General features: G+C 47.1%; 23 protein-coding genes. 10 read left to right on the top strand and 13 right to left on the bottom strand.

The genetic code is table 11. From position 1 onward, the window contains the following. Nucleotide 1 precedes the first annotated feature (1 nt). Nucleotides 2-1,492, bottom strand: a complete 1,491-nt coding sequence (locus CWI76_RS00205) for a CYTH domain-containing protein (RefSeq protein WP_126758400.1) — start codon at nucleotides 1,490-1,492, stop codon at nucleotides 2-4. 227 nt (nucleotides 1,493-1,719) lie between these two features. Between CWI76_RS00205 and putA the strand changes: the two genes are divergently transcribed. Beyond that, nucleotides 1,720-4,887, top strand: a complete 3,168-nt coding sequence (gene putA, locus CWI76_RS00200; RefSeq protein WP_126758399.1) for a bifunctional proline dehydrogenase/L-glutamate gamma-semialdehyde dehydrogenase PutA — start codon at nucleotides 1,720-1,722, stop codon at nucleotides 4,885-4,887. A gap of 41 nt (nucleotides 4,888-4,928) precedes the next feature. Here putA and CWI76_RS00195 read toward each other — a convergent pair whose 3' ends face one another. The 3 genes from CWI76_RS00195 to CWI76_RS00185 all read right to left on the bottom strand — a co-directional run bounded on the left by CWI76_RS00195 (nucleotide 4,929) and on the right by CWI76_RS00185 (nucleotide 8,948). Beyond that, a complete protein-coding gene (locus CWI76_RS00195; protein WP_126758398.1) occupies nucleotides 4,929-6,704 on the bottom strand; it encodes an acyl-CoA dehydrogenase C-terminal domain-containing protein in 1,776 nt (591 codons plus the stop codon). Nucleotides 6,705-6,783: 79 nt separating this feature from the next. Beyond that, nucleotides 6,784-7,497 carry a general secretion pathway protein GspB gene (locus tag CWI76_RS00190; RefSeq protein WP_126758397.1) on the bottom strand — a complete coding sequence of 238 codons (714 nt, stop codon included), beginning with the start codon at nucleotides 7,495-7,497 and terminating at the stop codon, nucleotides 6,784-6,786. Continuing rightward, nucleotides 7,497-8,948 carry an ExeA family protein gene (locus CWI76_RS00185; RefSeq protein ID WP_126758396.1) on the bottom strand — a complete coding sequence of 484 codons (1,452 nt, stop codon included), beginning with the start codon at nucleotides 8,946-8,948 and terminating at the stop codon, nucleotides 7,497-7,499. Before CWI76_RS00185 ends, CWI76_RS00190 begins: the two co-directional genes overlap by 1 nt. Nucleotides 8,949-9,052: 104 nt before the next feature. Here CWI76_RS00185 and CWI76_RS11725 point away from each other — a divergent pair, with 104 nt between their 5' ends. Next, a complete protein-coding gene (locus CWI76_RS11725; RefSeq protein WP_126758395.1) occupies nucleotides 9,053-10,168 on the top strand; it encodes a tRNA nucleotidyltransferase/poly(A) polymerase-related protein in 1,116 nt (371 codons plus the stop codon). Here the strand turns inward: CWI76_RS11725 and CWI76_RS00175 are convergent. From CWI76_RS00175 to folB, 3 genes are read right to left on the bottom strand one after another with little or no spacing between them, the layout of a single operon-like run. After that, nucleotides 10,161-10,955 carry an undecaprenyl-diphosphate phosphatase gene (locus tag CWI76_RS00175; protein WP_126758394.1) on the bottom strand — a complete coding sequence of 265 codons (795 nt, stop codon included), beginning with the start codon at nucleotides 10,953-10,955 and terminating at the stop codon, nucleotides 10,161-10,163. The genes CWI76_RS11725 and CWI76_RS00175 overlap by 8 nt on opposite strands. Before the next feature lie 15 nt (nucleotides 10,956-10,970). Continuing rightward, nucleotides 10,971-11,501, bottom strand: a complete 531-nt coding sequence (gene folK, locus CWI76_RS00170; RefSeq protein WP_126758393.1) for a 2-amino-4-hydroxy-6-hydroxymethyldihydropteridine diphosphokinase — start codon at nucleotides 11,499-11,501, stop codon at nucleotides 10,971-10,973. Further along, nucleotides 11,501-11,851 carry a dihydroneopterin aldolase gene (folB, locus tag CWI76_RS00165; RefSeq protein WP_126758392.1) on the bottom strand — a complete coding sequence of 117 codons (351 nt, stop codon included), beginning with the start codon at nucleotides 11,849-11,851 and terminating at the stop codon, nucleotides 11,501-11,503. Before folB ends, folK begins: the two co-directional genes overlap by 1 nt. Nucleotides 11,852-12,000: 149 nt before the next feature. On the opposite strand from folB, the gene plsY reads away from it, so the two are divergent. Beyond that, on the top strand, nucleotides 12,001-12,591 hold the full coding sequence (gene plsY / locus CWI76_RS00160) for a glycerol-3-phosphate 1-O-acyltransferase PlsY (protein WP_126758391.1): 591 nt from the start codon (nucleotides 12,001-12,003) through the stop codon (nucleotides 12,589-12,591). Between the two features lie 8 nt (nucleotides 12,592-12,599). Here the strand turns inward: plsY and tsaD are convergent, their stop codons facing one another. The 3 genes from tsaD to CWI76_RS00145 form a co-directional block, all read right to left on the bottom strand. Next, the gene (tsaD, locus tag CWI76_RS00155; protein WP_126758390.1) at nucleotides 12,600-13,628 is read right to left on the bottom strand and encodes a tRNA (adenosine(37)-N6)-threonylcarbamoyltransferase complex transferase subunit TsaD; all 1,029 of its coding nucleotides are present in this window, start codon (nucleotides 13,626-13,628) and stop codon (nucleotides 12,600-12,602) included. Nucleotides 13,629-13,690: 62 nt separating this feature from the next. Then, nucleotides 13,691-14,806, bottom strand: coding sequence for a PilT/PilU family type 4a pilus ATPase (locus tag CWI76_RS00150; protein WP_126758389.1), 1,116 nt, complete (start codon nucleotides 14,804-14,806; stop codon nucleotides 13,691-13,693). 2 nt (nucleotides 14,807-14,808) lie between these two features. Next, nucleotides 14,809-15,843 (bottom strand): type IV pilus twitching motility protein PilT, encoded by a 1,035-nt coding sequence (locus CWI76_RS00145; RefSeq protein ID WP_126758388.1) that lies wholly within the window; start codon nucleotides 15,841-15,843, stop codon nucleotides 14,809-14,811. A gap of 34 nt (nucleotides 15,844-15,877) precedes the next feature. Between CWI76_RS00145 and CWI76_RS00140 the strand changes: the two genes are divergently transcribed. The 4 genes from CWI76_RS00140 to CWI76_RS00125 are packed head-to-tail and all read left to right on the top strand — an operon-like array spanning nucleotide 15,878 to nucleotide 18,423. Further along, nucleotides 15,878-16,591, top strand: a complete 714-nt coding sequence (locus CWI76_RS00140) for a YggS family pyridoxal phosphate-dependent enzyme (RefSeq protein WP_126758387.1) — start codon at nucleotides 15,878-15,880, stop codon at nucleotides 16,589-16,591. Next, nucleotides 16,588-17,415, top strand: a complete 828-nt coding sequence (gene proC / locus CWI76_RS00135) for a pyrroline-5-carboxylate reductase (RefSeq protein WP_126758386.1) — start codon at nucleotides 16,588-16,590, stop codon at nucleotides 17,413-17,415. The genes CWI76_RS00140 and proC overlap by 4 nt, the downstream gene beginning before the upstream one ends. Nucleotides 17,416-17,437: 22 nt before the next feature. After that, nucleotides 17,438-17,989 (top strand): YggT family protein, encoded by a 552-nt coding sequence (locus CWI76_RS00130; protein ID WP_126758385.1) that lies wholly within the window; start codon nucleotides 17,438-17,440, stop codon nucleotides 17,987-17,989. Then, nucleotides 17,986-18,423, top strand: coding sequence for a DUF4426 domain-containing protein (locus CWI76_RS00125; protein WP_126758384.1), 438 nt, complete (start codon nucleotides 17,986-17,988; stop codon nucleotides 18,421-18,423). Before CWI76_RS00130 ends, CWI76_RS00125 begins: the two co-directional genes overlap by 4 nt. A 30-nt stretch (nucleotides 18,424-18,453) precedes the next feature. Here CWI76_RS00125 and CWI76_RS00120 read toward each other — a convergent pair whose 3' ends face one another. Next, nucleotides 18,454-20,193, bottom strand: coding sequence for a potassium/proton antiporter (locus CWI76_RS00120; protein ID WP_276567241.1), 1,740 nt, complete (start codon nucleotides 20,191-20,193; stop codon nucleotides 18,454-18,456). Nucleotides 20,194-20,266: 73 nt separating this feature from the next. Between CWI76_RS00120 and rdgB the strand changes: the two genes are divergently transcribed. Further along, nucleotides 20,267-20,863 carry an RdgB/HAM1 family non-canonical purine NTP pyrophosphatase gene (rdgB, locus tag CWI76_RS00115; RefSeq protein WP_126758383.1) on the top strand — a complete coding sequence of 199 codons (597 nt, stop codon included), beginning with the start codon at nucleotides 20,267-20,269 and terminating at the stop codon, nucleotides 20,861-20,863. Beyond that, nucleotides 20,860-22,005: a radical SAM family heme chaperone HemW gene (gene hemW, locus CWI76_RS00110; RefSeq protein WP_126758382.1), complete on the top strand. Its 1,146-nt coding sequence runs from the start codon at nucleotides 20,860-20,862 to the stop codon at nucleotides 22,003-22,005. Before rdgB ends, hemW begins: the two co-directional genes overlap by 4 nt. 11 nt (nucleotides 22,006-22,016) lie before the next feature. Here the strand turns inward: hemW and trmB are convergent, their stop codons facing one another. Both trmB and CWI76_RS00100 read right to left on the bottom strand, forming a co-directional pair. Next, complete coding sequence (gene trmB, locus CWI76_RS00105; RefSeq protein ID WP_241967959.1) at nucleotides 22,017-22,736, bottom strand: tRNA (guanosine(46)-N7)-methyltransferase TrmB; 720 nt, start codon at nucleotides 22,734-22,736, stop codon at nucleotides 22,017-22,019. A 121-nt stretch (nucleotides 22,737-22,857) separates the two neighbouring features. Beyond that, nucleotides 22,858-23,940 carry an OmpA family protein gene (locus CWI76_RS00100; RefSeq protein ID WP_126758380.1) on the bottom strand — a complete coding sequence of 361 codons (1,083 nt, stop codon included), beginning with the start codon at nucleotides 23,938-23,940 and terminating at the stop codon, nucleotides 22,858-22,860. 138 nt (nucleotides 23,941-24,078) lie between these two features. Between CWI76_RS00100 and mutY the strand changes: the two genes are divergently transcribed. Then, a complete protein-coding gene (mutY, locus tag CWI76_RS00095; RefSeq protein WP_126758379.1) occupies nucleotides 24,079-25,092 on the top strand; it encodes an A/G-specific adenine glycosylase in 1,014 nt (337 codons plus the stop codon). The last annotated feature ends 17 nt before the right edge of the window (nucleotides 25,093-25,109 follow it).

Below are 25,109 nucleotides of genomic sequence, written 5' to 3'. Positions count from 1 at the left end.
GTTACAGTATCCAGTACGGCTCTTGTTTCAGTGCAGCTCTGCGCGAGCGCTCCAAGGCGTATAGCAGTGATTCAAGTTGTACCTCTTGCCAACTCAACAATTTGTCCGTGTTGATGTCGTCGGTATCTTTAATCGCTTCGCGTAAGAGCTTCAAGGCCATGATTTCTCGAATACCACGCAGCATGTCTTGCCATGGTGCACGAAAACTTTCGCGGTCTTCAGCATCGAACAAATAACCCACGCAATACCCCAGTTGCAACGAGCTTTGTAACTGCGGTAGCAGTTTTAAATATTGATCTGCACGCATTTCGTCATGACGCGTAAACGCTTCAACAACCTGTTGCCAATCTTCACGCAAGCGCTGTGCCGCCCATTGCTTTAGTGGCAATTGTGTTAGCTGCTCGTGACGAGGCTGCTGCGCACAAAGTTCGCCCAGCTCGAACAAAGTAAGCTGATAATCATCGCGTTTGCTGAGGTTAATGACTAATTCCAATTGAACCGCATGTTCTTGCTGCTCAAGAATTTCATCGTACAACTTTTGATTTTGCTCAAGTGCGCGGTGGTAGGCGCCATCTTCGGCGGTTAGCTCATTGAGTCCGTCGTAACGACTTAACCACCCGAGATGCCCCAACATTTGCTCTAATCGCACAATGTGATCACTTACATCAATTTCAAAAAGAGCGAGTTGCTGTAGCACCACTTTACATAAACGAATACCGTCGGTAATTCCAGCCACAGCACGCACGCTCGGTTGTTCATTTAAACATGCGTCATTGTGTTGCCAGTATTGCAACGCATACGCAAGAGCGCGATATAGGCCGCTACCAGCATCATCGTTTGGTTGCTGGCGAACAAAGTGAGCATGCGTAAATGGCTCTAACACAGATTTTTCTGCCAACAAATAGCCGCGTGCAGCCTTACTCAAGCTGCCCACTCGTGCATTAACTCGCGTAATAAAACGTCGCGCAAACTTATATGCTTGAGCTATCTCGCCACCTTGAACCTCTAGCTCAACTTCGCAAATTGGTCGCACTTTATCGTTAGCAATAACCTGACCTTCGTCGAAAACCAGTTCAATTACGCCATCACCGCTTGCTATTTGCCAACGATGCCGGGTGAAATCGGTACGAAATATTTCGGTAAGCTCACGCTGTATATCAAAAACTGGGAATTCGTCTGGCCAAATATCTTCTTCAAACAACGTCAAATCAGGTTCGTCGCGGGTTACTACGACATTGTATTCAGGGCGAGAATGCATCCCCCCAAGCACTTGGCCAGCTAGCTTAATGGTTTGTTCACGCTCATCACCACGGCGACGAATACGTAAACCGATGTCGTGCTGACGCAATTGCAGATCCGGCGTGTCAAAGTACGCATTGCTTAATTCCAGTTGGCTGGGTTGCGTTTCTTTGGCTAGCTGTTGGCACAATGCTAGAACCGCATCTCGCTTAGCTGGTTCTACCAGTAACTTTAGTTCGATTTCTTGACTCACGAGTGGTCTCTTACACGTTGATTTTGCTTGTTTCATACGGTACTCGTACTCAATGTGCGGGTCAACTTAAATGGGCTTGACAGCTGTGTTTAAAAAATGCACCGTGGGCGCGATTTAGAGAATTAAAAAAATGTGATCAGACTAGCTTTACGCGCGCCAAAAAAGTCATATACTGGCGCCCGAAATATGTCACCGCCAGCCTTGGGCTGAGTCCAACAGGAGATGCTATGTTCAAAGCGAGTGAAGTACTTGCGGCTCAGTATACCGGCGCCGACCTTGGTCGACTCCAACAAGCAATAACTGCCAACTATTTGGTAGATGAAGATGCTTATTTGCGTGAGCTATTGCCTTTAGTCCCTCAAGAGGATTCAAATCTTGATGCGGTTACTCAGGCAGCAACCGATTTAGTAAATAAAGTTCGCGACCGTGCTGACGGCGGTGGCGTTGATGCGTTTTTGCAAGAATACAGCCTTGATACCAAAGAAGGTATTATTTTGATGTGTCTTGCAGAGGCCTTGCTACGTATTCCAGACGCCACCACAGCTGATGCACTCATTCAAGACCGTTTGTCCGGCGGTGATTGGCAAAAGCATATGGGACAAAGTGCGTCGTGGTTGGTTAATAGCGGCACATGGGGGCTTGCGTTAACCAATTCGATGATTAATCCAACCGGTCAGCCAATGGAAACGCCACGCGGTGTTTTTCGTCGCATGGTTCGTCGGCTGAGTTCACCAGTAGTACGCAAGGCAACCTATGCCGCTATGCGCATCATGGGAACGCAATTTGTTTTAGGTCGGACAATTCAAGAAGCTCTCAAAAACAGCCGTAATAATCGCGACAAAGGCTATACACATTCATACGACATGTTGGGTGAAGCAGCATTAACTATGACTGATGCGCGCCGTTATCACGCCGACTATGTCAACTCAATCAAAGTGGTTGGGAAAGAGAATTTCAATAATCCGAACGCACCGCGACCGACAATTTCAATCAAATTATCTGCGTTACATCCGCGTTATGAAGTGGCCAATCATGAACGGGTTCTTACTGAACTCGCTTCAAGCTTGACCGAATTGGTGAAACTCGCGAAAGAAGCCGACGTTGGCGTGAGCATTGATGCCGAAGAAATGGATCGCTTAGAACTTTCACTCGAACTGTTCGAGAAAGTTTATCGCAGTGGTGTCTGTAAAGGTTGGCCGCGTTTTGGTTTGGTTGTACAAGCTTATTCAAAGCGCGCATTACCCGTATTATGCTGGGTAACCGCTTTAGCTCGTGAGTGCGGTGATGAAATTCCAGTACGTCTCGTAAAGGGCGCTTATTGGGATACTGAGATTAAACTGTGCCAAGTAAACGGCCTAGAAGGCTATCCTGTTTATACTCGTAAAGCGAATACCGACGTATCTTACTTAGCTTGCGCTCATTATTTGATGAGTCCGGCAACCGATGGTGCTATTTATCCACAATTTGCAACGCACAATGCGCAAACTGTTGTCGCTATTCGTGAGTTAAACAACAAGTACCAACGTCGAATTGAGTTCCAACGTTTGCATGGAATGGGTGATGATCTTTACGATACGTTGCTTGAGCAAGACCCGAAAGTTACGGTTCGTATCTATGCTCCAGTAGGCGCTCACAAAGACTTACTTCCGTATTTGGTTCGCCGCTTACTTGAAAACGGTGCAAATACTTCGTTTGTGCACAAGTTAGTCGACCCTGAAACGCCGGTAGCCGAGCTCACCGAACATCCGCTTCGCACCATGCTGAAGCATGAGCATTTCGCAAACCATAAGATTCCATTACCGACGCAGATTTTCAGCGATCGGAAAAACTCGTTAGGATTGAATATGAACATTCACTCGCAAGCTGATGATTTTATCAACGCCGTTCATCAATATCGTGATAAGCAATGGCAAGGTGGACCAATTGTTAACGGTGATGTGGTTGATGCGCACCACCGTGTTGCTATTCACAGTCCACAAAATACCAGTCAGCAGATTGGTACCATTTGTTGGGGTGACAAAGCTTTAGCCGAGCAAGCATTGCAAAGTGCTAATGCCGCTTATCGCCGTTGGCGCGATACCGATGTTGAAGTGCGAGCAGCCTCACTCGAGAAATTGGCTGACTTGATGGAAGCTAATCGTAATGAACTGATTGCCCTGTGTACCATGGAAGCGGGTAAGAGTTTACAAGATGGTATCGATGAAGTTCGCGAAGCAGTCGATTTCTGCCGTTATTATGCGCAACAAGCTCGTGAACTTATGGGTGACGGCACCACCTTGCCAGGTCCAACAGGCGAAACCAACGAACTATTTTTGCAAGGTCGCGGTACGTTTATCTGTATCAGCCCGTGGAACTTCCCTTTAGCAATCTTCATGGGACAAGTAGCAGCGGCTTTAGTTACCGGTAACTGCGTGATTGCCAAGCCAGCTGAACAAACAGGTTTGATTGCCTTCCGTGCTGTTCAATTGGCATTAGAAGCAGGTATTCCTGGTGACGTTTTACATTATATGCCGGGTAGCGGTGCTGAAGTTGGTAGTTTCTTGGTGTCACAAGAAGATATCGGCGGTGTCTGCTTTACCGGTTCAACTTACACCGCGCAATCAATTAACCGCGCATTAGCCGCTCGTACCGGTGCAATCGTGCCATTGGTTGCAGAAACGGGTGGTCAAAATGCAATGTTGATCGATTCAACTGCATTGCCAGAACAAGCCGTTACCGACATCGTTGCCAGCGCCTTCAAGAGCGCCGGTCAGCGTTGCTCTGCGCTACGCGTATTGTTTGTTCAAGACGATATTGCTGACCGCGTGATTGATTTGCTCAAAGGTGCCATGGCTGAACTGAAGGTTGGCGACCCAATGTTGCATGAAACTGACGTCGGCCCAGTGATTGATGGTGTGGCGAAAAGTAATCTCGAGCAGCACATCAATGATATTTCGCAAGCAGGCCGCTTAATTGCTCGTGCCCCAATGCCGGAATATACTAATGGCGGTACTTTTGTGGCGCCAACTGCGATTGAAATCGATAGCATTAATCAGCTCGTTAAAGAAAACTTCGGTCCAATTTTGCACGTTATTCGTTACAAAACGAGCGAACTTGATCAGGTTATCGAGAGCATCAACGGTACTGGTTTTGGCTTAACATTCGGTATTCATAGCCGCAATGAAACCTTTGCAGCAGATATCGCGCGTCGTATTGATGTAGGTAACGTGTATATCAACCGAAATCAGATTGGTGCTGTAGTTGGCGTGCAACCGTTTGGTGGGCGCGGCATGTCAGGTACTGGCCCGAAAGCGGGTGGTCCACACTACTTAACACGCTTTGTGACTGAAAAAACGCGCACCAACAATATAACCGCTGTTGGTGGTAACGCTACCCTGTTGTCGCTAGGTGACTAGCGACAACACGTTATTGCGCTGAGAACACAATAAGTGGGCGATTAAAACTCGCCCACTTCGTGTTGATACAGGCTCTCACTTCCGTCCTCAATAGCTCCAATTAAACCGTGAATACGCGGCAAAATACGAGCCATATAGAACTTCGCTGTCTTCACTTTACTTGCTAAGTACGGGCGCTCATCAACTAATGGCTGAGCAACCTTGGCCATGCGTAGCCACATATAGGCAAATGCCACATAACCGACCAAATTTAGATACTCAACGGCGACGCTATTGATGATGTTTTCATCTTGCGCCACACGCTCCAGCACATGTTTTGTAACCTGATTAATTAATTGAGTCGCTTCCGCAAGTTGTTGATATTCTTTTTCTAAACCGGCTTCGGGCTCAGCCAATAAGGCTTGAATATCGTCTAGCAGTGGTTTGAGTAATTCACCACGCGAACCCGCAACCTTGCGGCCAAGCAGATCGAGTGCTTGGATACCATTAGTCCCCTCATAAATTTGAGCAATACGAGCATCTCGAACTAACTGCTCTTGTCCCCACTCACGTATAAACCCATGACCACCAAATACCTGCTGACCAATAACCGTCGTTTCAAAACCGGTGTCGGTTAAGAACGCTTTGGCAACCGGTGTGAGAAGTTGAACCAGTGCTTCCGCTCGTGCTTTTTGTTGTGGATCTTGAGCGTATTTCGCAATATCTAATTGTTGCCCAACGTAGGTTGAGAATGCCCGACCGCCTTCGACGAAAGCTTTCATCGTCAACAGCATACGGCGGACATCACCGTGTACAATGAGAGGGTCGGCTTCTTTATCAAGTTCACGTGTTGCCTTGGCACCGCGCCCTTGAATACGGTCTTGTGCATACTCTAAAGCGTTCTGGTATGAACGGGCGGCGGCGCCTAAACCCTGAATACCAACGCCGAGACGTTCATAGTTCATCATCGTGAACATGGCTGGCAGGCCTTGATGAGGCGCACCAACTAACCAGCCCTTGGCGCCGTCAAAGTTAAGTACACAGGTCGCTGAAGCATGAATCCCCATTTTATGTTCAATCGAGCCACAGTTAACGCCGTTACGTTCGCCAATCGCTCCGTTTTCATCAACGAGAAACTTCGGAACGAGGAAAAGGCTAATACCTTTGCTGCCAGCTGGTGCGTCAGGTAACTTCGCAAGCACCAAATGAATAATGTTTTCGGCAAGATCATGCTCGCCGCCAGTGATAAAGATTTTGGTACCTGAAATGGCAAAGCTACCATCGTCATTTGGTACGGCTTTGGAGCGAATAATACCTAAATCAGTACCGGCATGTGGCTCAGTTAGACACATTGAACCCGTCCACTGACCAGCAATCATTTTCTCGAGATAAGTAGCTTTTAGAGTGTCGTCAGCGTGCTGATCGATGGTCATGATCGCACCGGCGGTTAGACCTGGATACAAAGAAAACGAAATATCTGCTGCACACAGCATTTCTTCGTACTGAGCTGATACGCTTTTCGGCAAGCCCATGCCGCCAAACTCAGGGGTTGCGGTAACACCAACCCAGCCGCCTTCGGCGAGTTGTTTAAAGTTTTCTTTGTAGCCTTTTGGTGTTGTCACCACGCCATTCTCAAATGACACGCCCTGTTCGTCAGCAGCGCGTGCGTTTGGCGCAATGAGGGTCTCAGCTAGCTTGGCGCCTTCATCAATAATCGCAACAGCGGTTTCAATATCTAATTCTGCGAGTTCACCGAACTGAGCCCAATCTTTATCAACTTTAAAAACGTCCTGCAGCACAAACTGCATATCTTCACGTGGAACACGATAATCCGCCATAACAACACCTCTTTGCTGACGATGATTTCACGCTGAAATCAAACAGTAGATTTAAACAGGTGTTTTAATAACAGATTCGTTATGGCTTTGTCCAGTCTTCTAAAGCCGGTTGTTGAAAAGCTTGATCATTCTTTGACAACACCACATGAGCAGGTGCGATAGCTAAAATAGTTAATCCCTGATAGCTCTCACCTTCAAATAAGCGTACACCACCGAGTTCAATCCAGCGCGAATTTGGCCGCGATGAGTACTGATGTCCATCATAGGTAAAACTTGGCACTGAACGCTGAAAGCTTGGGCTTAACTGTGATAACGCTGGTACCACACTTAAGTTTTCCCCTTGCTCGCCTAATGCACTTTCAAAAGCACTAAGCATTTCAGGAGAAATTTGCTTGAGGTCAATTGCTTGATTGGAATTTACTACAGAAGTGTTGGCTTGCCGCTCTGCCGTGCTAATGAGTTCATCGCCTTCCTCCGCGTCGCCTGCTGGCTCCGACTCTTCCTCAATACGCCAATTGGGTTGAATTACGGACGCCACAGATCCTAATTGATAGCTTGGGGAGACAGTCGGTGACTGAATCTCTTGTGACGCGACTTCAGATTCGGCTATTCCAGAGAGCAATTGCTGACTGATGAACCATCCTGCAATGATCGCCATGATGATGACCAAGGTGGTAATGATCGCTTTTGCGAACGTACCGGTACCCTGTTGTGCTGATTGCAAAGAGATAGTTCCAGGCTGTTGAATCAACGGCGATTGTTGATTGCGCAATGCTTTAAGTACTGATGACATTAACGCACCTCCGAGTTTTTCGATTTAGCTAATCGCGGTCCTGATTCATTTTCGTTTGCACTCAACCATGCTAACGTCAACGCATCCAGTTGCCCTGTCACTTTCACTCCAGCTTGCTGTTGCACATGACGCACTTGTTCCGCTATACCATCGCGTCTATCAACCCCATGCTCGCTCAGCTGTCGTGCAAGCCATTGTTGATATACCGATTGCTCAGCGTCGGCATCGACGTCGAAATACCCCGGGGGTTGCGCAATTACGATTACGAATTCTCCAGTCCAATCGTTGTTTGGTGACGCATCAACATCATTCACAAACTGATAGTCACCGTTCTTCAGCGTCAACAGCGCTGGTAGCTCAGGAATGAGAATTTGATCCAAGCGAGCGCTTGCACCCACGCAGAGTAGTTCGAACGACTGAATCCATTCACAAAACGCTTGTTCTTGTGGCGGATTCGGCAGCTTCCAAGCGCTTGCCATTAATTCAATGCCGCTTCTTATTGGTGTCGTCTGTTCCACCACGGGTTGAGCAATCTCAGCTTGACGCCAGTACCAATTCGCAGCTCCAGTTAAACCAGCAATTACAACCCCCGCAACGATCAACTGCAGCCAACTTCCTCTGGATTTTTCTTCGCGTTGAGGCGACGGACCATCTAACTCCTTCGCGGCAATTTGAATGTGACGTACCGAGACCACGGATTGCTGTTCGTTATACGCAGCCAGCAAGGCGCGGTCACAGAGCAAATTGAGTCGGCGTGGAATCCCTTCACTGGCGAGATGTACTTTTTTGACAGCTTTTTTATCGAACAACCCACGCTGTGCACCGGCTACTTGCAACCGATAATTAATGTATCGCTCCGAGTCAGCTAACTGCAGCGGTAATAAGTGGTACCGAGCTGTAATGCGCTGCGCGAGTTGACGAAGTTCACGACGGCGGAGTAGATCCTGGAGTTCTGGCTGACCGATGAGAATAACCCGTAACAACTTGTTCTGGTTAGTTTCTAAGTTGGTAAGTAACCGCAACTGCTCAAGCACTTGTGGCTGCAGATGCTGAGCTTCATCAATTAACACCACGCACTGCTGATTTTGAGCATGAGCCTCAAGTAAAAATTGGCTAAGTTTATCGGTTAATTGCTTTGCTGTTACTTGGTTTTTGTTGTATTCAATACCAAACTCATCACAAAGGGTTGCCAATAGTTCATCTGAGTTCAGCATTGGGTTCAGGATAAATGCAGTGCGAGTCTGTTCCGGCAACTGCTCCAACAAAGCACGAGAAACAGTTGTTTTACCCGTGCCGACTTCGCCAGTCAGTAATATAAACCCACCACTGCCCTGCAAACCATAACTGAGGTGCGCCAGCGCTTCTTGATGGCGTTCGCTCAGATATAAAAATTGTGGATCAGGTGCAATTGAAAATGGCTCGGTATGCAATCCAAAATAATTAAGATACATGGCAACTTCGCTGCATTAATAGTTATAGTGTGAAACAGTGTAACGACTCGCTTGCATCAGGGCTAGTGATTCGCGATCATCATTAAAAAGCAAAAGGAGCAATTGTGGAAGTTTATCTCGTCGGTGGTGCAGTTCGCGATCAACTCTTAGGTAAGACCGTACACGAACGTGACTACGTGGTTGTTGGCGCGCGACCAGAAGAGATGCTTGCTCAGGGGTATCGACAAGTAGGGAAAGACTTCCCCGTGTTTTTACACCCGCAAACTGGCGAAGAGTATGCCCTTGCTCGAACAGAGCGCAAATCAGGGCAAGGTTATACTGGTTTCACCGTTTACGCCGCACCCGATGTCACCTTAGAAGATGATTTGATTCGTCGCGATTTAACGATTAATGCGATAGCGCAAAAAGCCGACGGCCAACTCATTGATCCGTTCGGCGGTCTTAGCGACCTCAACAATCGCAAACTTCGTCATGTTTCGCCGGCTTTCGCTGAAGACCCATTACGAATTCTTCGTGTGGCTCGCTTCGCAGCCCGTTTTGCTGATGACGGTTTCACTGTTGCCGATGATACGTTAGCACTGATGCGTCAAATAAGCCTCAGCGGTGAGCTTCAAACTCTCGCTGCTGAACGTGTGTGGCGGGAAACTGAAAAAGCAATGGCGACCATCACACCGTATGTTTTCTGGCAAATATTGCAGTCCTGCCAGGCACTTGAACCTTGGTATAGCGAGTTGAAAAGCTCAATTGATATCGAGAAACTCAAAGTTCAAATGGAGAACATAGGCGCTAAACTTAACAGTACTAATGCTTGGGCGCTTAGTTGTTACTCACTATCGATGACCGAGCTTTCGCAACTCCACGAACGTTTGAAAGTGCCCAACTCCTATACCGATATCGCTGTTGCTGCCCGCAAAGTCAATTGGCAACAATCACAACAGATTGATGCCTCATGGGCGTTTCACGCCATTGGCAAAGTTGATGGTTGGCGTCGTCCGAACATTGTGCAAGAACTATTCATTCTGTGGCATGCGTTGGGTATGACGCAGGCAGATATTGAACGTATTCAACTCGCATATACACAGGCGCAACAGGTTAAGGCTGGCAATGTCATCGAGGCGGCTAAGCATCGTGGTCGTGAGTTAAAAGGCCCAGCCATCGGTGCGGCTGTGAGCGCAGAGCGTTTAGCTGCAATGCGCCACAGCTGGCATTCATCTAAATAAAGAATGCGAATAACACCGCGCCGAGTGCTAATCGATAGATAACGAACGGCAACATGCCCATGCGGCTGATAATCTGTAAAAACACGTGAATACACACGTACGCAGCAACGAAGGATGCGACAACGCCTAGGATGATGGCAGACCAAGCAACGGCTTCAGGCTGTTGCACCAACTTCAAGCCTTGGTAGCCTCCGGCCATAATAATAATTGGAATGGATAGCAAAAAACTAAATCGAGCGGCGTCGGTTTTTGTAAGGCCGAGCATCATTCCCGCGGTCATGGTAATTCCTGAGCGCGACGTGCCAGGAATCAATGCTAACGCTTGTGCAGCACCAATAATCAGTACTTGTTTTAACGATAGTTGTTCGATTGTCTGCTGTTGCGACGCGCGCACATCGGCGTACCAAAGTAACAAACCAAAAGCGACGGTACTGGTGGCAATCACCAATGCCGAACGAGCAAAGTTTTCAATTAGGTCATTACCAAGCAAGCCAGCCAGACCCGCGGGAACCGTACCCCAAATAATCAACCAGGCTAGACGACTATGAGCATTATGCTGTCCGCGCAAACTTCCGAACCAATTCACCAATAGTTGCCCAACTTCGTGACGGAAATACAGCACAACCGCCAGCAACGTACCAACATGCGCTGCGACATCGAAAGCGAGCCCTTGATCTTCCCAACCAAACAACTGCGACGGCAAAATCAGATGCGCCGAACTCGAAATCGGTAAAAACTCCGTTAGCCCCTGAATTAAGGCAAGAATGATGGCTTCCCAAATGCTCACAGTACAAATATCCTTCTAATTTGAATCATCAATAACTAGATGTGGTAGCGGGTCAAACGCTAAGAATATCGGCTCTAGTTTTTGTTCACCAGAATAATTTGACCAATGTTCGGTAAATGTTTTATTCGTAACGGGGTGACGAAGTGTGGGACTTAATTCTGCTAGAGGCCATAACACAAATGCGTTCGTTAATATTTCTGCGCGAGGTAACTGAACCGGTGCGTCGCTAATGACGGCGTCATACATCAACATATCAATGTCTAATGTCCTGGGACTAAATCGCGCTGCACTGCCGTCATGACCATGCGCTTTTTCAATCGCCTTACACGTTGCTTGAATGGCTTCAATCGATCGATCTGTTTCGACACAGGCGACTAGGTTGTAGAAGCGACTACCAGCAAATCCAACCGAATCACTTTCAAACACTCTTGAGACGAACAACGGATGTTGTTTACTGGCAAAGGCATCATGCAGTGCTCGCACGCCGGCCTTGATATAATGTTCTCGGTCGCGATTACTCCCGATACCAAACCAAACCCAACTCACTATGCTTGCCTAACAATTTCAACAGCAGTTTGACGAGCTGCAGCAACTGCTTGCGGCTTACTGACTTTTACTCGTACGCGTGGCGTTTTAAAACGCGCTAACACTAGGCTTGCAATTTCTTCAGCAACGGTCTCGATTAGCGCGCGCGGACGCTCTTGAACAAGTTTAATAATCGCTTGGCTCAGTGCGTCATAATCCAAGGCATCTTGGAGCTGTTCAGACTGGGCCGCCTTGCGGTTATCCCAATCCATCTCTAAGTCTAAAATGAGCGGTTGTGTCTGTTCATGTTCCCAGTCGTAAACGCCAATAAATGCATTTACCACTAAGCCTTCAATGAAAACTTTATCCATGCAAGAGTCCGTATCAATAGAAATTCAACGCTAAAGCACTTATGCTATGGGTTTGCATAGTAACGGAAAGCGAATCAGAAGCAAACGGCTACTGACACCAGCACGTGTTTTAATGACAAGATAAGTGAACCAACTTAAGTGAGCCAGCTATGGGTGCCCTGATAATATTAGCGATCATATCAGCCTATTTGTTCGGCTCGATTAGTAGTGCGGTGCTTATTTGTCGCTTGTTTGGCCTGCCCGATCCACGAACTTCCGGCTCCAATAATCCAGGTGCCACCAACGTTTATCGCCTAGGCGGAAAGATTCCTGCCGCTTTAACCTTATGGTTTGATGTGCTCAAAGGTATGATTCCGGTATGGGGCTCTTATTTTCTGGGGATTGAACCGTTTTACCTCGGTATCATCGCCGTCGCGGCCTGTCTGGGACACATTTTCCCACTCTACTTTCACTTTCGCGGTGGTAAAGCCGTCGCCACAGCACTTGGCGCAATGTTCCCCGTAGCATGGGAAATGGCTTTATTACTCATTGCAACTTGGTTGGTGGTTTTTCGAATTAGTCGGGTGTCATCTTTGGCCGCACTCGTTACGGTAAGTCTTGCACCGTTCTATGCGTTCTGGATAAAACCTCAGTACACGGTGCCAGTGATTATGATCTCAGTATTAATCATGTGGCGCCATCAATCTAATATTGTTCGATTACGTAGCGGACAAGAACAGCGTACTCGTCGCAACGATTAAAAACCGAGTTACGATGAAGCACCACTCGGTTCAGATAGCTCAGCTAGAGGCCAACGCGGGAACGTTTTTACTTTAATATCCGTACGTTCACCTGCAAGCAAGCGCTGAGCACCAGCAAAAGCGATCATCGCCCCATTATCAGTACAAAATTCAGGTCGAGGAAAGAATACTTGCCCACCAATGCGTTGCGCAAAGTCTGCTAGCTGCTCCCGTAAATGTTTGTTTGCACTCACGCCACCAGCAATAACCAGTCGTTTTAGGCCGGTCTGCTCTAGCGCACGACGACATTTAATCACCAACGTATCAACCACCGCATCCTGAAATGCTCGGGCGACGTCCGCCAGTTGTTGCGGCGAACCATCGGTACTCGCAATGGTATTCGCGGCAAAGGTTTTTAAACCGCTAAAGGAGAAATCAAGCCCAGGACGGTCGGTCATTGGTCGTGGAAACTTGTATTTATTGGGTAACCCTTGCTCGGCCATTTTCGCCAGCCGTGGCCCACCGGGATAATCGAGTCCCATCAACTTGGCAGTCTTATCGAAAGCCTCACCAGCAGCATCATCAACTGACTCTCCCAACAATGTATATTTGCCAATACCATCGACTTGAACCAGCTGGGTATGTCCACCAGAGACTAATAGAGCAACAAATGGAAATTCTGGCGGGTTTTCTTCGAGCATCGGCGCTAATAAGTGCCCTTCCATATGGTGCACTGCAATTGCCGGCACATTCCAGCCAAAGGCTAAGCTGCGACCAATACATGAGCCCACTAACAAGGCCCCAACGAGCCCTGGCCCTGCGGTGTAGGCAACGCCATCAATGTCTTGAGGTTGTAAATTCGCTTGGGTTAAAGCCGCTTGAATAAGCGGTAGGGTTTTACGAACATGGTCGCGCGATGCCAGCTCTGGCACCACACCACCGTAATCAGCGTGCAACTTAACTTGTGAATACAACTGATGAGCCAACAAGCCATGCTCGGTATCGTAGATAGCAATACCGGTTTCATCACAGGAGGTTTCTATTCCAAGTACACGCATGACAAGCCTCAAAAATCTGGTGTAAAAAACGGCGCACAGTTTACCCCAGATTTTCGTCAAAGTCAGTCGAGATCAACCGTTGCTCCCTGCAAAGCGCTGTCATCATCACTTGCATTACTATCGCCACTCAGTTTAATACGCAAGCGCAAATCGTTTGGCGCGTCAGCATGACGCAAGGCTTCGTCATAACTAATACGACCAGCTTTGTAGAGGTCGAATAGTGCTTGGTCAAAGGTTTGCATACCAAGCTCGCGCGATTTCGCCATTATCTCTTTAATTTCACCCATATCATTGGTTGCAATTTTTTCCGCAACAATCGGGCTATTTAATAAGATTTCAATTGCTGCGACACGCCCACCGTCAATGGTTGGAATTAACTGTTGCGCGACGATACCGCGGAGGTTCAAAGACAAGTCAAACATCAACTTGCCGATTTTTTCCTTAGGTACCATGTGCATGATGCGTTCAATCGCTTGGTTGGCGTTGTTAGCGTGCAGTGTGGCCACACATAAATGACCGGTTTCCGCGAAGGTAAGTGCGTACTCCATAGTTTCTTGCGAGCGAATTTCACCCACCAAGATAACGTCAGGCGCTTGACGCAATGAGCTTTTCAACGCGGCTTCAAACGATTCCGTATCACTGCCGACTTCACGTTGCGTGATCATTGACTTCGCGTGTTCATGAACAAATTCGACGGGATCTTCAATTGTTAAAATGTGACCTTTCGAATGCTGGTTTCGATAACCGATCAATGCTGCCAACGTGGTCGATTTACCGGAGCCTGTGGCACCGACTACCAGCATTAATCCACGTTTATTCATAATTAGCTTAGTCAGTACTTCTGGTAGCTTCAGCTCTTCCACTGTTGGAATTTCGGTAACAATACGACGAACCACCATTCCCGCACGTTGGCGTTGCCAAAATGCACTCACCCGAAAGCGGCCGATACCTTCGCGAAATATCGCAAAGTTGGCTTCCTTTTCATCCATGAACTCTTTCAGATGTTTATCACCCAACGCTTCTTTGACAATAGCTAGCGCCGCATTGTCGCTGAGTCTTTGTTCGGTCAACGGTGTCAGTTCACCATTAATTTTTGCACTTGGTGGTAAGCCCGCGGAGATAAATAAATCCGAGCTATTGCGTTCCACCATTATTTTTAAAAGTTTATCTAGAACCATGATTAAAATGAGTCCTTGTTCGCGGCTTTGGCCTTCGCATCGGCACGAGAAACGAGGCCTTGGTTCAACAGATTCTGCAAGCATTGGTCTAATGTTTGCATACCATGCGCCGCACCGGTTTGAATCGACGAATACATTTGCGCAATTTTATCTTCACGAATGAGGTTTTTAATGGCTGAAGTCGCAATCATGATTTCATGCGCAGCAACACGACCGCCACCGACTTTTTTCAGTAGCGTTTGCGAAATAACTGCGCGTAATGATTCGGACAACATTGAGCGAATCATCGGTTTCTCGTCGCCAGGAAACACATCAACAATACGGTCAATGGTTTTCGGCGCTGACGTGGTGTGTAGGGTACCGAACACCAAGTGACCGGTTTCTGCGGCAGTCATTGCTAGGCGGATTGTTTCAAGATCACGCATCTCACCCACAAGTATTACATCAGGGTCTTCACGTAATGCAGAGCGCAGTGCGTTATTAAAACTGTGTGTATCACGGTGCACTTCACGTTGGTTAATTAGGCTACGCTTGTTTTTGTGCACAAATTCAATCGGATCTTCGATGGTTAAAATATGATGATATTTATTTTCATTAACGTAATCGATCATGGCCGCTAATGTTGTCGACTTACCTGAACCTGTTGGCCCTGTAACCAACACTAAGCCACGCGGATTATCTGAAATAGTCTTGAATATCTCTGGCGCACCCAACTGTTCCAAGGTGAGCACCTCACTTGGAATGGTTCGAAATACAGCGCCAGCACCACGATTCTGCACGAATGCGTTAACACGAAAACGGGCTAAATCAGGAACTTCAAACGAGAAGTCGCATTCTAAGTTTTGTTCGTATTCTTTACGCTGGCGGTCGTTCATGATGTCGTATACCAGTTCTTGTACCTGCTTGTGGCTTAGCGCTGGGATATTTATTTTACGAACGTCACCGTCTACCCGTATCATAGGAGGCGAATCAGCTGATAAATGTAAGTCTGACGATTTATGTTTAACAGCGAAACTGAGTAACTCAGTGATATCCATATAACAGCCTCTTGTAAGTGAGTTTTAGCAATTGATGAATAGCATAGCTGAACGCATAAAAGAAGTCCGTAATGAAATTGCTCGCGTCTGTGAACAATACCAACGCAAGCAAAATAGCGTGAAATTAATTGCGGTGAGTAAAACCAAACCCGCGGCAGATATTGCTTCTGCGTATCATGCTGGACAACGTGATTTTGGTGAAAACTATGTTCAAGAAGCAATTGCAAAGATTATGCAATTGTCAGAGTACGACATCACTTGGCATTTTATTGGCCCAATTCAATCGAACAAAACGCGAGATATCGCCGAGCATTTTGCGTGGGTTCATAGTGTTGATCGCGCAAAAATCGCGCGTCGTTTAGCGCAACAACGCCCAGCAGAAATGCCACCGTTAAATGTTCTCATTCAAGTCAATATCGATGATGACCAAGCAAAATCCGGTGTAGCGCCCGAAGAGGTTGCCGAGCTCGCCGCCGTTATCAATGACCTTCCACAAATACAGCTGCGCGGGCTAATGACCATACCGGCGGTGCAATCCGAACCGAGTGCTTCAGCTTCCAGTTTCGCTGCAATGCAGCGGTTGTTTTTAGAGTTACAGTCCCAATATAAACAAGTAGATACCTTATCGATGGGTATGAGCGCTGACTGGCCCTATGCGGTTGCGGCTGGAGCAACCATGATACGAATTGGCACAGCAGTGTTTGGCGCTCGAGTAAATACACCAAAAAATACAGGAGACCCTGCATGACAACTTCGCCTCGTAATATCGCCTTTATCGGCGCTGGAAATATGACTCAAAGCATTGTTGGAGGCATGGTCAAAAGCGGTTATCCCAGCGATAAAATTTATGTCAGTAATCCAAGTCCAGAAAAACTCGAGAAACTGAAAAGCTCCTTAAACGTACACACCAGTCAAGATAATCAAGTGGTCGCTGAAGCGGCGGACGTCATTGTGCTATCAGTGAAACCTCAGCTCATGGCCGACGTTTGTGCTGCATTGAAGAAACAAGTTTCTAATCTTTCTGAAAAGCTCATTGTGACCATTGCTGCTGGTATTCGTATTGAGAAGTATCGCCAATACTTAGGGGATGACATTCGTATGATTCGTGTCATGCCCAACACGCCTTCATTAGTTGGCAAAGGCATGTCGGGTTTGGTTGCTGACGATCGCGTTTCAGAGGCCGATAAAGCATTTATCACCGAGGCATTTGATGGCGTCGGCGCGACATTGTGGGTAGCTGACGAAGATCAGTTAGATATTCTTGGCGCGGTTGCAGGTAGCGGTCCTGCTTACTTTTTTGAGTTTATGGCAAGTTTACAAAAGGCGGCAACGGCACTTGGATTTGATCGTGACAAAGCGCGGCAGATGGTGCAACAAACCGCTTTGGGTGCCGCTGAAATGGCTATCGCTAGTGAGCTTGAGCTCGAAGAGTTACGCAAACAAGTGACCAGCAAGGGCGGATCGACGGCCAAAGGCATCGAAGTTTATCAAGCCGCAGATATTGATGACATTTCGGGTCAAGCAGTAAAAGCAGCTGTGCAGCGCAACCAAGAAATGGCTAAACTGTTTTAATTAAATTATTTAGAGAACCTATATGAACGCGTTACGCTTTTTGGTCGAGATTGTCTTTGATTTGTTCCTGATTGTTGTGCTGCTGCGCATATGGATGCAGGCTGCGCGAGCTGATTATTTTAATCCAATGAGTCAGTTTGTGGTAAAAGTCACGAACCCCATTATTAAACCGCTGCGCAGTTTTCTGCCCATGGTTGGTCAGTGGGATATTGCGAGCCTCGTTCTCGCCTACTTGGTCGGCATTGGTAAAATTCTTGTACTTGCCAATATCGCGGCAGGAATGACGCCGATGTTCAGCGATACCTTACTCATGGGCCTGGCTGTTGTGGTATTCCAGTTCCTTTCATTGCTGTTTTGGTTGGTGATCATCATGGCGATCATGAGTTGGTTTAATCGTGGATACAACCCAATGATGGCGATGATTGAGCAGCTTACGCAGCCATTCTTGGCGCCAATTCGTCGAGTTATCCCGCCTATTGGTGGCCTCGACCTGTCAGTGTTGGTTTTGATTGTTGCGATTCAATTTGTACGTATCTTGCTAAGCAACCTCTTTGGCATAGGAATGGGGTTATGAAACACATTATTATCAGCATCTTAACTGCCTTGCTTGTTGTGGTTGGTGTCAGCGATGTGAAGGCAGAACAAAGCAAGCGCCTTGGGCCTTGGGAAGTGCATTACAATGCTTTTAATTCGACCTTGCTACGTCCTGAAATGGCAAAGCAATACCAGCTTTCGCGTAGTGAGACACTAGCGACGTTGAATATTTCAGTATTAGATGCGACGGCAGCCGGTAAACCAGCACAGCAAGTTGAAATTTCAGGTTATGTCATGAACCCGTTGAGTCAGCAGCAAACCCTAGAATTCAACGAAGTCATTGAAGGCGATGCGATATATTATCTTGCTCAAACGCGTTTCTCTAATCTCGAAACGTTGCGTTTTTTTATAACGATTAAACAAGGTAATCAAACGCAAGAGTTGCGCTTCCACAAAGAGTTTTGGAGCAACTAAGATTTGCAAAGATAAATCGAGGCCAACGAACTAGTTGGCCTTCTCTTCAAGTAACTTGACACCCACCTGCCGGATAAACCCATCATCAGTGACTTCGCGCACGGTCAGCAAAACCAACCCAAGTTGTAGTTGGTCACCAATAACAACGCGACGATGGAACTTCTGTGTGAAGTAATCGTGTAGTGACATAGCCAGCAATTTGGTATCCAGTTGGCCAACTGGGTAGAAGCCGGCAACATCTTGCATTAATAGATCGCCACGTAAAGTGAAGTCACCGAAGAATTCGCTGCTTTGCAATTCAGTTGCCTTGCCTCCGGCGGCAAGAACTCGGCTAATAGCATCAACATGCTCCAGCTTAGCGACAACAATCACTGTATCGCCCTCTTCCAAAACCGGCTGACTTTTCGGCAATAGCCACTCACCTTCGCGAATGATCCCGACAAACTCGACATCAACATTCCAACGCAGCTCATCCCACCGATGATCGCAAGCCGGTGAGCGTTCACTAATCTGATAAGCCCATACTTCCATTGGATCTTTACTGCCCAAACGATCTAACGGCATGCGACGGTCAGGCTCCGCTGGCGCAGGCACTTCAAGCCCCAACCAGCGCGCCATTGGCGCTAGCGACCAACCTTGCACAATTAATGACACCATCACCACCATAAACGCAATGTCGAAATAGAGTTCTTGATTTGGCACACCAGTCAACCAAGGATACAGCGCCAAAATGATCGGAACAGCTCCACGTAATCCCACCCAACTGATAAATACTTGTTCACGCCAAGGGAACACGAAAGGAATTAGACTCACTAAAACAGCCAATGGACGCGCCACGAATATCATCAATACGGCAACACTCAGCGAAAGCGTCCAGTGCTCCATAAGGTGAGATGGGGTCACCAGTAACCCTAATATCAAAAACATCATAATTTGACTGAGCCAAGCCAAGCCATCTTGTACTTGTAAGATATGCGGTAGTTGCGGCAAACGGGAGTTGCCTATCTTGTATCCCATTAAGTACACAGCCAAATAACCACTACCACCAATGCCCGACGCGATCGCAAAAATAACGACGGCAAATGCTGCCGCTAGCAATGGGAAAAAGGAAAACTGCACTGAAATTTTTTGTGCCATCCAAACAAATGCTCGCCCACCTATCCAACCGGCCAAATAGCCGATAACAACCTGTTGAACAACATCAAGGCTTATCCAAGCCAATGAAAAACTCTCAGCTGATGCAATAATTGAAGTTAAGGTCATGGTCAGAATAATCGCCATCGGATCGTTAGTTCCCGATTCGATTTCGAGCGTTGAGGCGACCCGCTGCTTTATACGTAGGTTCTGAGACTGAAAAATACTGAATACGGCGGCGGCGTCGGTTGAACTTAGAATGGCACCGATGAGAAGTGCTGTTGGCCAGGGTAAATCAAACAACCAAACCACTCCGGCGGCGGTGATTGCACAAGTTAGTGCAACACCCACGGTCGCCAAACTAATCGCCGGCCACAAAGCGACACGAAAACGCTCTTTATGTGTTCGCATACCACCATCAAAGAGAATGATCACCAGAGCTAGTGAGCCAATAAAAAATGCTACTTCAGGGTTACTAAATTCAATGCCGAGCACGCCTTCTTCACCCGCCAGCATGCCAACCACCAGAAATGTGAGTAGCAGTGGTGCGCCGAGTCGATTAGAGACGACAGCTGCGAGTATGCTGATTAACAACAGCGATCCCATCAACAGCATGATTCCAGTAATGCTGGCCAAATTTTCTCTCCTTGGTCACGATGCCCTTGACCCGTATAATAACAGGCAAATACAAATTACGGGTGAAAAGTTCATGCATGAATTAGTCTTAGCAACTAGTAATAAAGGTAAAGTAGCCGAATTAGAGGGGCTTTTAAAACCATTAGGTTGGCAGGTAAAACCACAGTCACAATGGAACTTTGCCGAAGCCGAAGAGACCGGTTTAACCTTTGTTGAAAACGCCATTCTAAAAGCACGTCATGCAGCGCAACACACCGGTCTTCCAGCATTGGCTGACGATTCAGGTTTAGCTGTTGCGGCACTGCAAGGCGCACCTGGAATTTACTCAGCTCGCTATGCAGGTCCAGGTTGCACCGATCAAGATAATATCAATAAATTACTCAGCGCATTAAAGGACACCCCAGAAGCAGAACGTCACGCGAGTTTTCATTGTGTTCTCGCATACTTACGTCACGCTAGTGACCCGACTCCTATTATTTGTCATGGTCGCTGGGATGGAATAATTGCAGCAGCACCTCGCGGTGAACAGGGCTTTGGCTATGACCCGATATTTTGGCTCCCCGATCGCCACTGCACAGCCGCTCAGCTTAGTACCGAACAGAAACAGCAATTAAGTCACCGTGGTAAAGCTCTACGCCAGTTTGTCGCCCAATTGCAGGCATCTCTATGAGCCAGTTAAAACTGCCACCATTGTCATTGTACGTTCACATTCCTTGGTGCATACAAAAATGTCCCTATTGTGACTTTAACTCACATGCCTTAAAACACGATATTCCCGAAACAACCTATGTTGCGCGCCTATTGGATGACCTGCGTGCTGACTTAGCTTGGGTTCAAGGACGAGAACTCACGAGCATATTTATTGGAGGCGGTACACCCAGTTTATTTCGCGCGAATAGCATCAAGCAACTTTTAGACGGCATCGCGAAACTAATACCACTCGAAGCAAACTGCGAAATCACCTTGGAAGCTAATCCTGGTACGTTTGAAACTGAACGCTTTTCCGGCTTTGTAGATGCGGGCGTGACGCGACTTTCGATCGGCGTGCAAAGTCTCCAGCATGAGCAGCTTGAAGCCTTAGGCAGAATTCATGACCCACAACAAGCAATAGCAGCTGCCGCTCACGCCTCCTCCTTGCCGCTGAAAAGCTTTAACCTTGACCTAATGCATGGACTTCCCGGTCAATCACTTAAGGATGCGATGGCTGATTTAGAGGGCGTTATCGAGCTTAATCCACCGCATATATCTTGGTATCAGTTGACCATTGAACCTAATACCGCGTTTGCAAGCCGACCTCCGCAACTACCCGAAGATGATGAATTATGGGCAATTCAAGAACAGGGGCATGAAAAATTAATCGCAGCTGGTTACCAACAGTACGAGGTGAGTGCGTACGCTAAAAACGGGCACCAAAGTAAACACAACCGTAACTATTGGATGTTTGGTGACTACCTCGGAATAGGATGCGGCGCACACAGTAAGATTACGATACCCACAACGGGGGAAATTATTCGTTGTGAAAAAATAAAGCACCCACAGGGGTATCTCGATTTAACCCGGCCATTACGATATCGACAATGGCTTGTTACGGCAGATGAGCGCCCTTTCGAGTTTTTTATGAATTATTTTCGATTACTTGAGCCGGTGCCTAAATCAGCTTTTGAAGACTTCACTGGTTTACCATGTTCAATTGCTGACCAGCTTCTAGAAGAAGCGCTACAAAAGCATCTCGTCGTCGATAAAGGGCGCTATTGGGAAACGACCCAACTTGGTAGGCGTTATCTCAATAGCGTATTGGATTTATTGGTATGATCCCGAGCGAGTTATTCAACTCGTTCAAATTTCATATCCCAAACGCCATGACCAAGACGTTCGCCGCGCTGCTCAAATTTTGTTAGCGGGCGCTCGGCAGGTCTTGGAATGTAGGTATTGTTTGCTGATAAATTGCGCCAACAGCGCGCCGCATTCATTACCTCTAACATATGTTCGGCGTAGTTTTCCCAGTCGGTTGCCAAGTGCAGAACACCCCCAATGGCCAACTTCCGGCGTAGCAATTCAACAAACTCAGGTTGAATAAGACGCCGCTTGTGATGACGCTTTTTGTGCCAGGGGTCTGGAAAGAAAACCTGCACCGTCGCTAAGCTTCCATCGGCAATACAATCTTCGAGAACTTCCACTGCATCATGTTCAAACACACGCAAGTTCTCGAGACCTGCATCTTCAGCATCCATTAAGCATGCGCCAACACCAGGTCGATGTACTTCAATGCCAATAAAGTTCTTTTCTGGTGCAGCTTGCGCCATAGCGACCAATGATTTTCCCATGCCAAAACCAATTTCCAGCACAGTTGGCGCTTGGCGCTCAAAGACTTGCTCGAGATCAAGCATACCTTGGTCATGGGTTAATCCCATCTTTGGCCAACTGCGCTCAAGAGCGGCTGCCTGACCTTTGGTTAAACGGCCTTCGCGCTTTACAAAGCTGCGGATTTTACGAATGTACTTTCCCTCAGCTTGGGCTTTTTCTAAATTCTCGGAGCTCATGATGCCTCTACGTTGTGGTGCGCGAATAATGAATAAGACAAGTTTAAATTTGCGGCGCTCATTATGCAAAAAGGCACGCCAAACGCAAGTTTGGCGTGCCTTTATCTTCTACAGAATAGTTAAATTATTCTTTTACAGGAACCTGTTTAGTCACTGACATAACAGCTTCAATACGGCGATTCTTCGCACGATTTTCTGCTGAATTGTTTGGATATTTCGGACGGCTCTCACCGTAACCTTCTGTTGTTACACGAGAAGCAGCAATACCAAAATCATTCACCAAGCTATCACCAACAGCCTTCGCACGACGTTCAGATAATTGCTGATTGTACGTTGCCGCACCAGTATCGTCAGTATGACCTTCAATAACGACATCTAGCTGTGGGTACTCTTTCAAAAACTCAGCTGTTTCACGAATATCCGATTTCTGAGAATCAGGAATTTCGTCTGAATTCAGCGCAAATGTTACAACCAATTCGCGAATTACCGTTTCGTTGGCGTACATAACACAACCGTCAGCATCAACTTTGAAGCCAGCCTGTGTATTTGGGCATTTATCCATATCGTCATTAACGCCATCACCGTCTGAATCAACGACAGCCGGAGCAGCTGGAGCTGGTTCAGGCTCAGGTGCTGGAGCCGGCTCCGGTTTGGTATAAGTAGACTCTGATGCGCCGCCAAAATAATAGCGAAGCCCTGTCATCAACATAAACTCGGTAAGGTCACCGTCGCTTTGCTGCACTGCGCCTTCGAAAGAGATGGCCCAGTTGTCATTCAAAAACTCTTTATAACCCGCACCAACACGTAAGAAACGGTTGCTAATATCACTGAATTCAGTTGAGTTAATACCTACCGCACCATAAAAATTCGAGGTGAAGTTATAAATTAAATCCACACCGTATGCACTACCAGTAGAGTCGTCGCTAGAAGTCTCTAGATCACCACGCAGGTAATCATAGTAAACACGATAACCCCACTCTGGGGTAAACTGATAGCCAAGCTCTAAACCACCCATGAGTGAATCGAAACCACCACCAAATGTTTGCACTTGATTATTTTCGATAACACGACGGTCAGAGTCTGTGCCGAACACCCCAATGCGCGGACCAACATAAATGCTACCCGGCTCATCGCCTTGGAATGCCATAACTGGTGCAGCCATTAATGAAGAAATGACTGCTGCTGATACCATTGATAACCGTTTCATGAGATGCTCCTTGTGTTTTCTCATAGGCCGATTTACGAACGTGGATGCATTATAGTACAAATGCAGGAAAAAAGCCTGATTCAACGCGGATTTACCGATTTTTTGCGACTTTTTTAACCAATAACTTACAAAAATTTTATGATTGATAAGACTTCTAGCCCCACTACTACGCCGATTGATCCCGTAAAGTTCAGTGAAACCTTAACTTTATGGCAAAAAACACATGGTCGGAATGACTTACCCTGGCAACAGGATGTAACGCCATATCGCGTTTTAGTTAGCGAGCTCATGTTGCAACAAACTCAGGTGGCTACTGTCATCCCTTACTTTGAGCGTTGGCTACAACATTTTCCCACTGTCGTAGCATTGGCCGATGCTTCCGAAGATGAGGTGATGGCTCAATGGCAGGGACTGGGGTATTACTCGCGTGCCAGAAACTTGCATAAAGCGGCAAAGTTTGTTGTGCAAGAAATGAACGGGCAACTACCCGATAATATTGACGAACTCAGAGAAGTTCCCGGTGTTGGACCTTATACCGCCGGCGCAATTTCGGCGTTTGCTTTTAATAAACCAGCTGCGCTAGTCGATGGAAATGTTAAGCGACTATTCAGTCGCTATTTTGGTATTGAAGGCGACATTTCCTCAGTAAAAACCAACAGAACAATTTGGTCGTATGCAGAAAAGTACACACCAAAAGCCGACAATCGCCGCTATGCTCAAGCACTACTTGATCTCGGCGCGACCATCTGTACGCCTCGGTCCCCGGATTGTCAAAGGTGTCCAATAAAAACCAGCTGTAATGCCTATGCAACAAATCGCACCCAAGTTCTTCCTGAGAAAAAAGCAAAGAAAAAAATACCAAAACGTCATGGCTATTTCTTGCTCGACCTAACTGATGAGGGTGTGATGCTAACGCAACGCTCAGGTGACGGCATATGGCCTCGACTATGGTGTCTACCAGAAGTATTAGAACCATTAGAAAAAGCACATCTTCACGGAAGCTTTAAACATGTGTTTTCACATTATAAGCTCGAGGCACTGGTTTTCTCGCAGCCCGTAGCGCAAGGTGGCGTACGAATACCGTTAGAGCAATTGGATAACTATGGATTACCTACCCCAATTCGTAAATATCTTAATACGTTGCGTACATAACTATCAGCAATTAAAGC

This window comes from Pseudidiomarina marina, assembly GCF_003987045.1.
Taxonomy (GTDB): domain Bacteria; phylum Pseudomonadota; class Gammaproteobacteria; order Enterobacterales; family Alteromonadaceae; genus Pseudidiomarina; species Pseudidiomarina marina.
The sequence above is the reverse complement of the archived record's forward strand: the minus strand, read 5'-3'. Positions and strand labels throughout refer to the sequence as shown.

Coding starts and splice junctions, on each gene's coding strand:
- putA (WP_126758399.1), top strand. CDS start 1,720: ATGTTCAAAGCGAGTGAAGTACTTGCGGCTCAGTATACCGGCGCCGAC.
- CWI76_RS00150 (WP_126758389.1), bottom strand. CDS start 14,806: ATGGTTCTAGATAAACTTTTAAAAATAATGGTGGAACGCAATAGCTCG.
- mutY (WP_126758379.1), top strand. CDS start 24,079: ATGATTGATAAGACTTCTAGCCCCACTACTACGCCGATTGATCCCGTA.
- CWI76_RS00140 (WP_126758387.1), top strand. CDS start 15,878: ATGAATAGCATAGCTGAACGCATAAAAGAAGTCCGTAATGAAATTGCT.
- CWI76_RS00195 (WP_126758398.1), bottom strand. CDS start 6,704: ATGGCGGATTATCGTGTTCCACGTGAAGATATGCAGTTTGTGCTGCAG.
- CWI76_RS00130 (WP_126758385.1), top strand. CDS start 17,438: ATGAACGCGTTACGCTTTTTGGTCGAGATTGTCTTTGATTTGTTCCTG.
- CWI76_RS00185 (WP_126758396.1), bottom strand. CDS start 8,948: ATGTATCTTAATTATTTTGGATTGCATACCGAGCCATTTTCAATTGCA.
- CWI76_RS00145 (WP_126758388.1), bottom strand. CDS start 15,843: ATGGATATCACTGAGTTACTCAGTTTCGCTGTTAAACATAAATCGTCA.
- folB (WP_126758392.1), bottom strand. CDS start 11,851: ATGGATAAAGTTTTCATTGAAGGCTTAGTGGTAAATGCATTTATTGGC.
- CWI76_RS00190 (WP_126758397.1), bottom strand. CDS start 7,497: ATGTCATCAGTACTTAAAGCATTGCGCAATCAACAATCGCCGTTGATT.
- plsY (WP_126758391.1), top strand. CDS start 12,001: ATGGGTGCCCTGATAATATTAGCGATCATATCAGCCTATTTGTTCGGC.
- rdgB (WP_126758383.1), top strand. CDS start 20,267: ATGCATGAATTAGTCTTAGCAACTAGTAATAAAGGTAAAGTAGCCGAA.
- CWI76_RS00125 (WP_126758384.1), top strand. CDS start 17,986: ATGAAACACATTATTATCAGCATCTTAACTGCCTTGCTTGTTGTGGTT.
- proC (WP_126758386.1), top strand. CDS start 16,588: ATGACAACTTCGCCTCGTAATATCGCCTTTATCGGCGCTGGAAATATG.
- CWI76_RS00100 (WP_126758380.1), bottom strand. CDS start 23,940: ATGAAACGGTTATCAATGGTATCAGCAGCAGTCATTTCTTCATTAATG.
- hemW (WP_126758382.1), top strand. CDS start 20,860: ATGAGCCAGTTAAAACTGCCACCATTGTCATTGTACGTTCACATTCCT.
- tsaD (WP_126758390.1), bottom strand. CDS start 13,628: ATGCGTGTACTTGGAATAGAAACCTCCTGTGATGAAACCGGTATTGCT.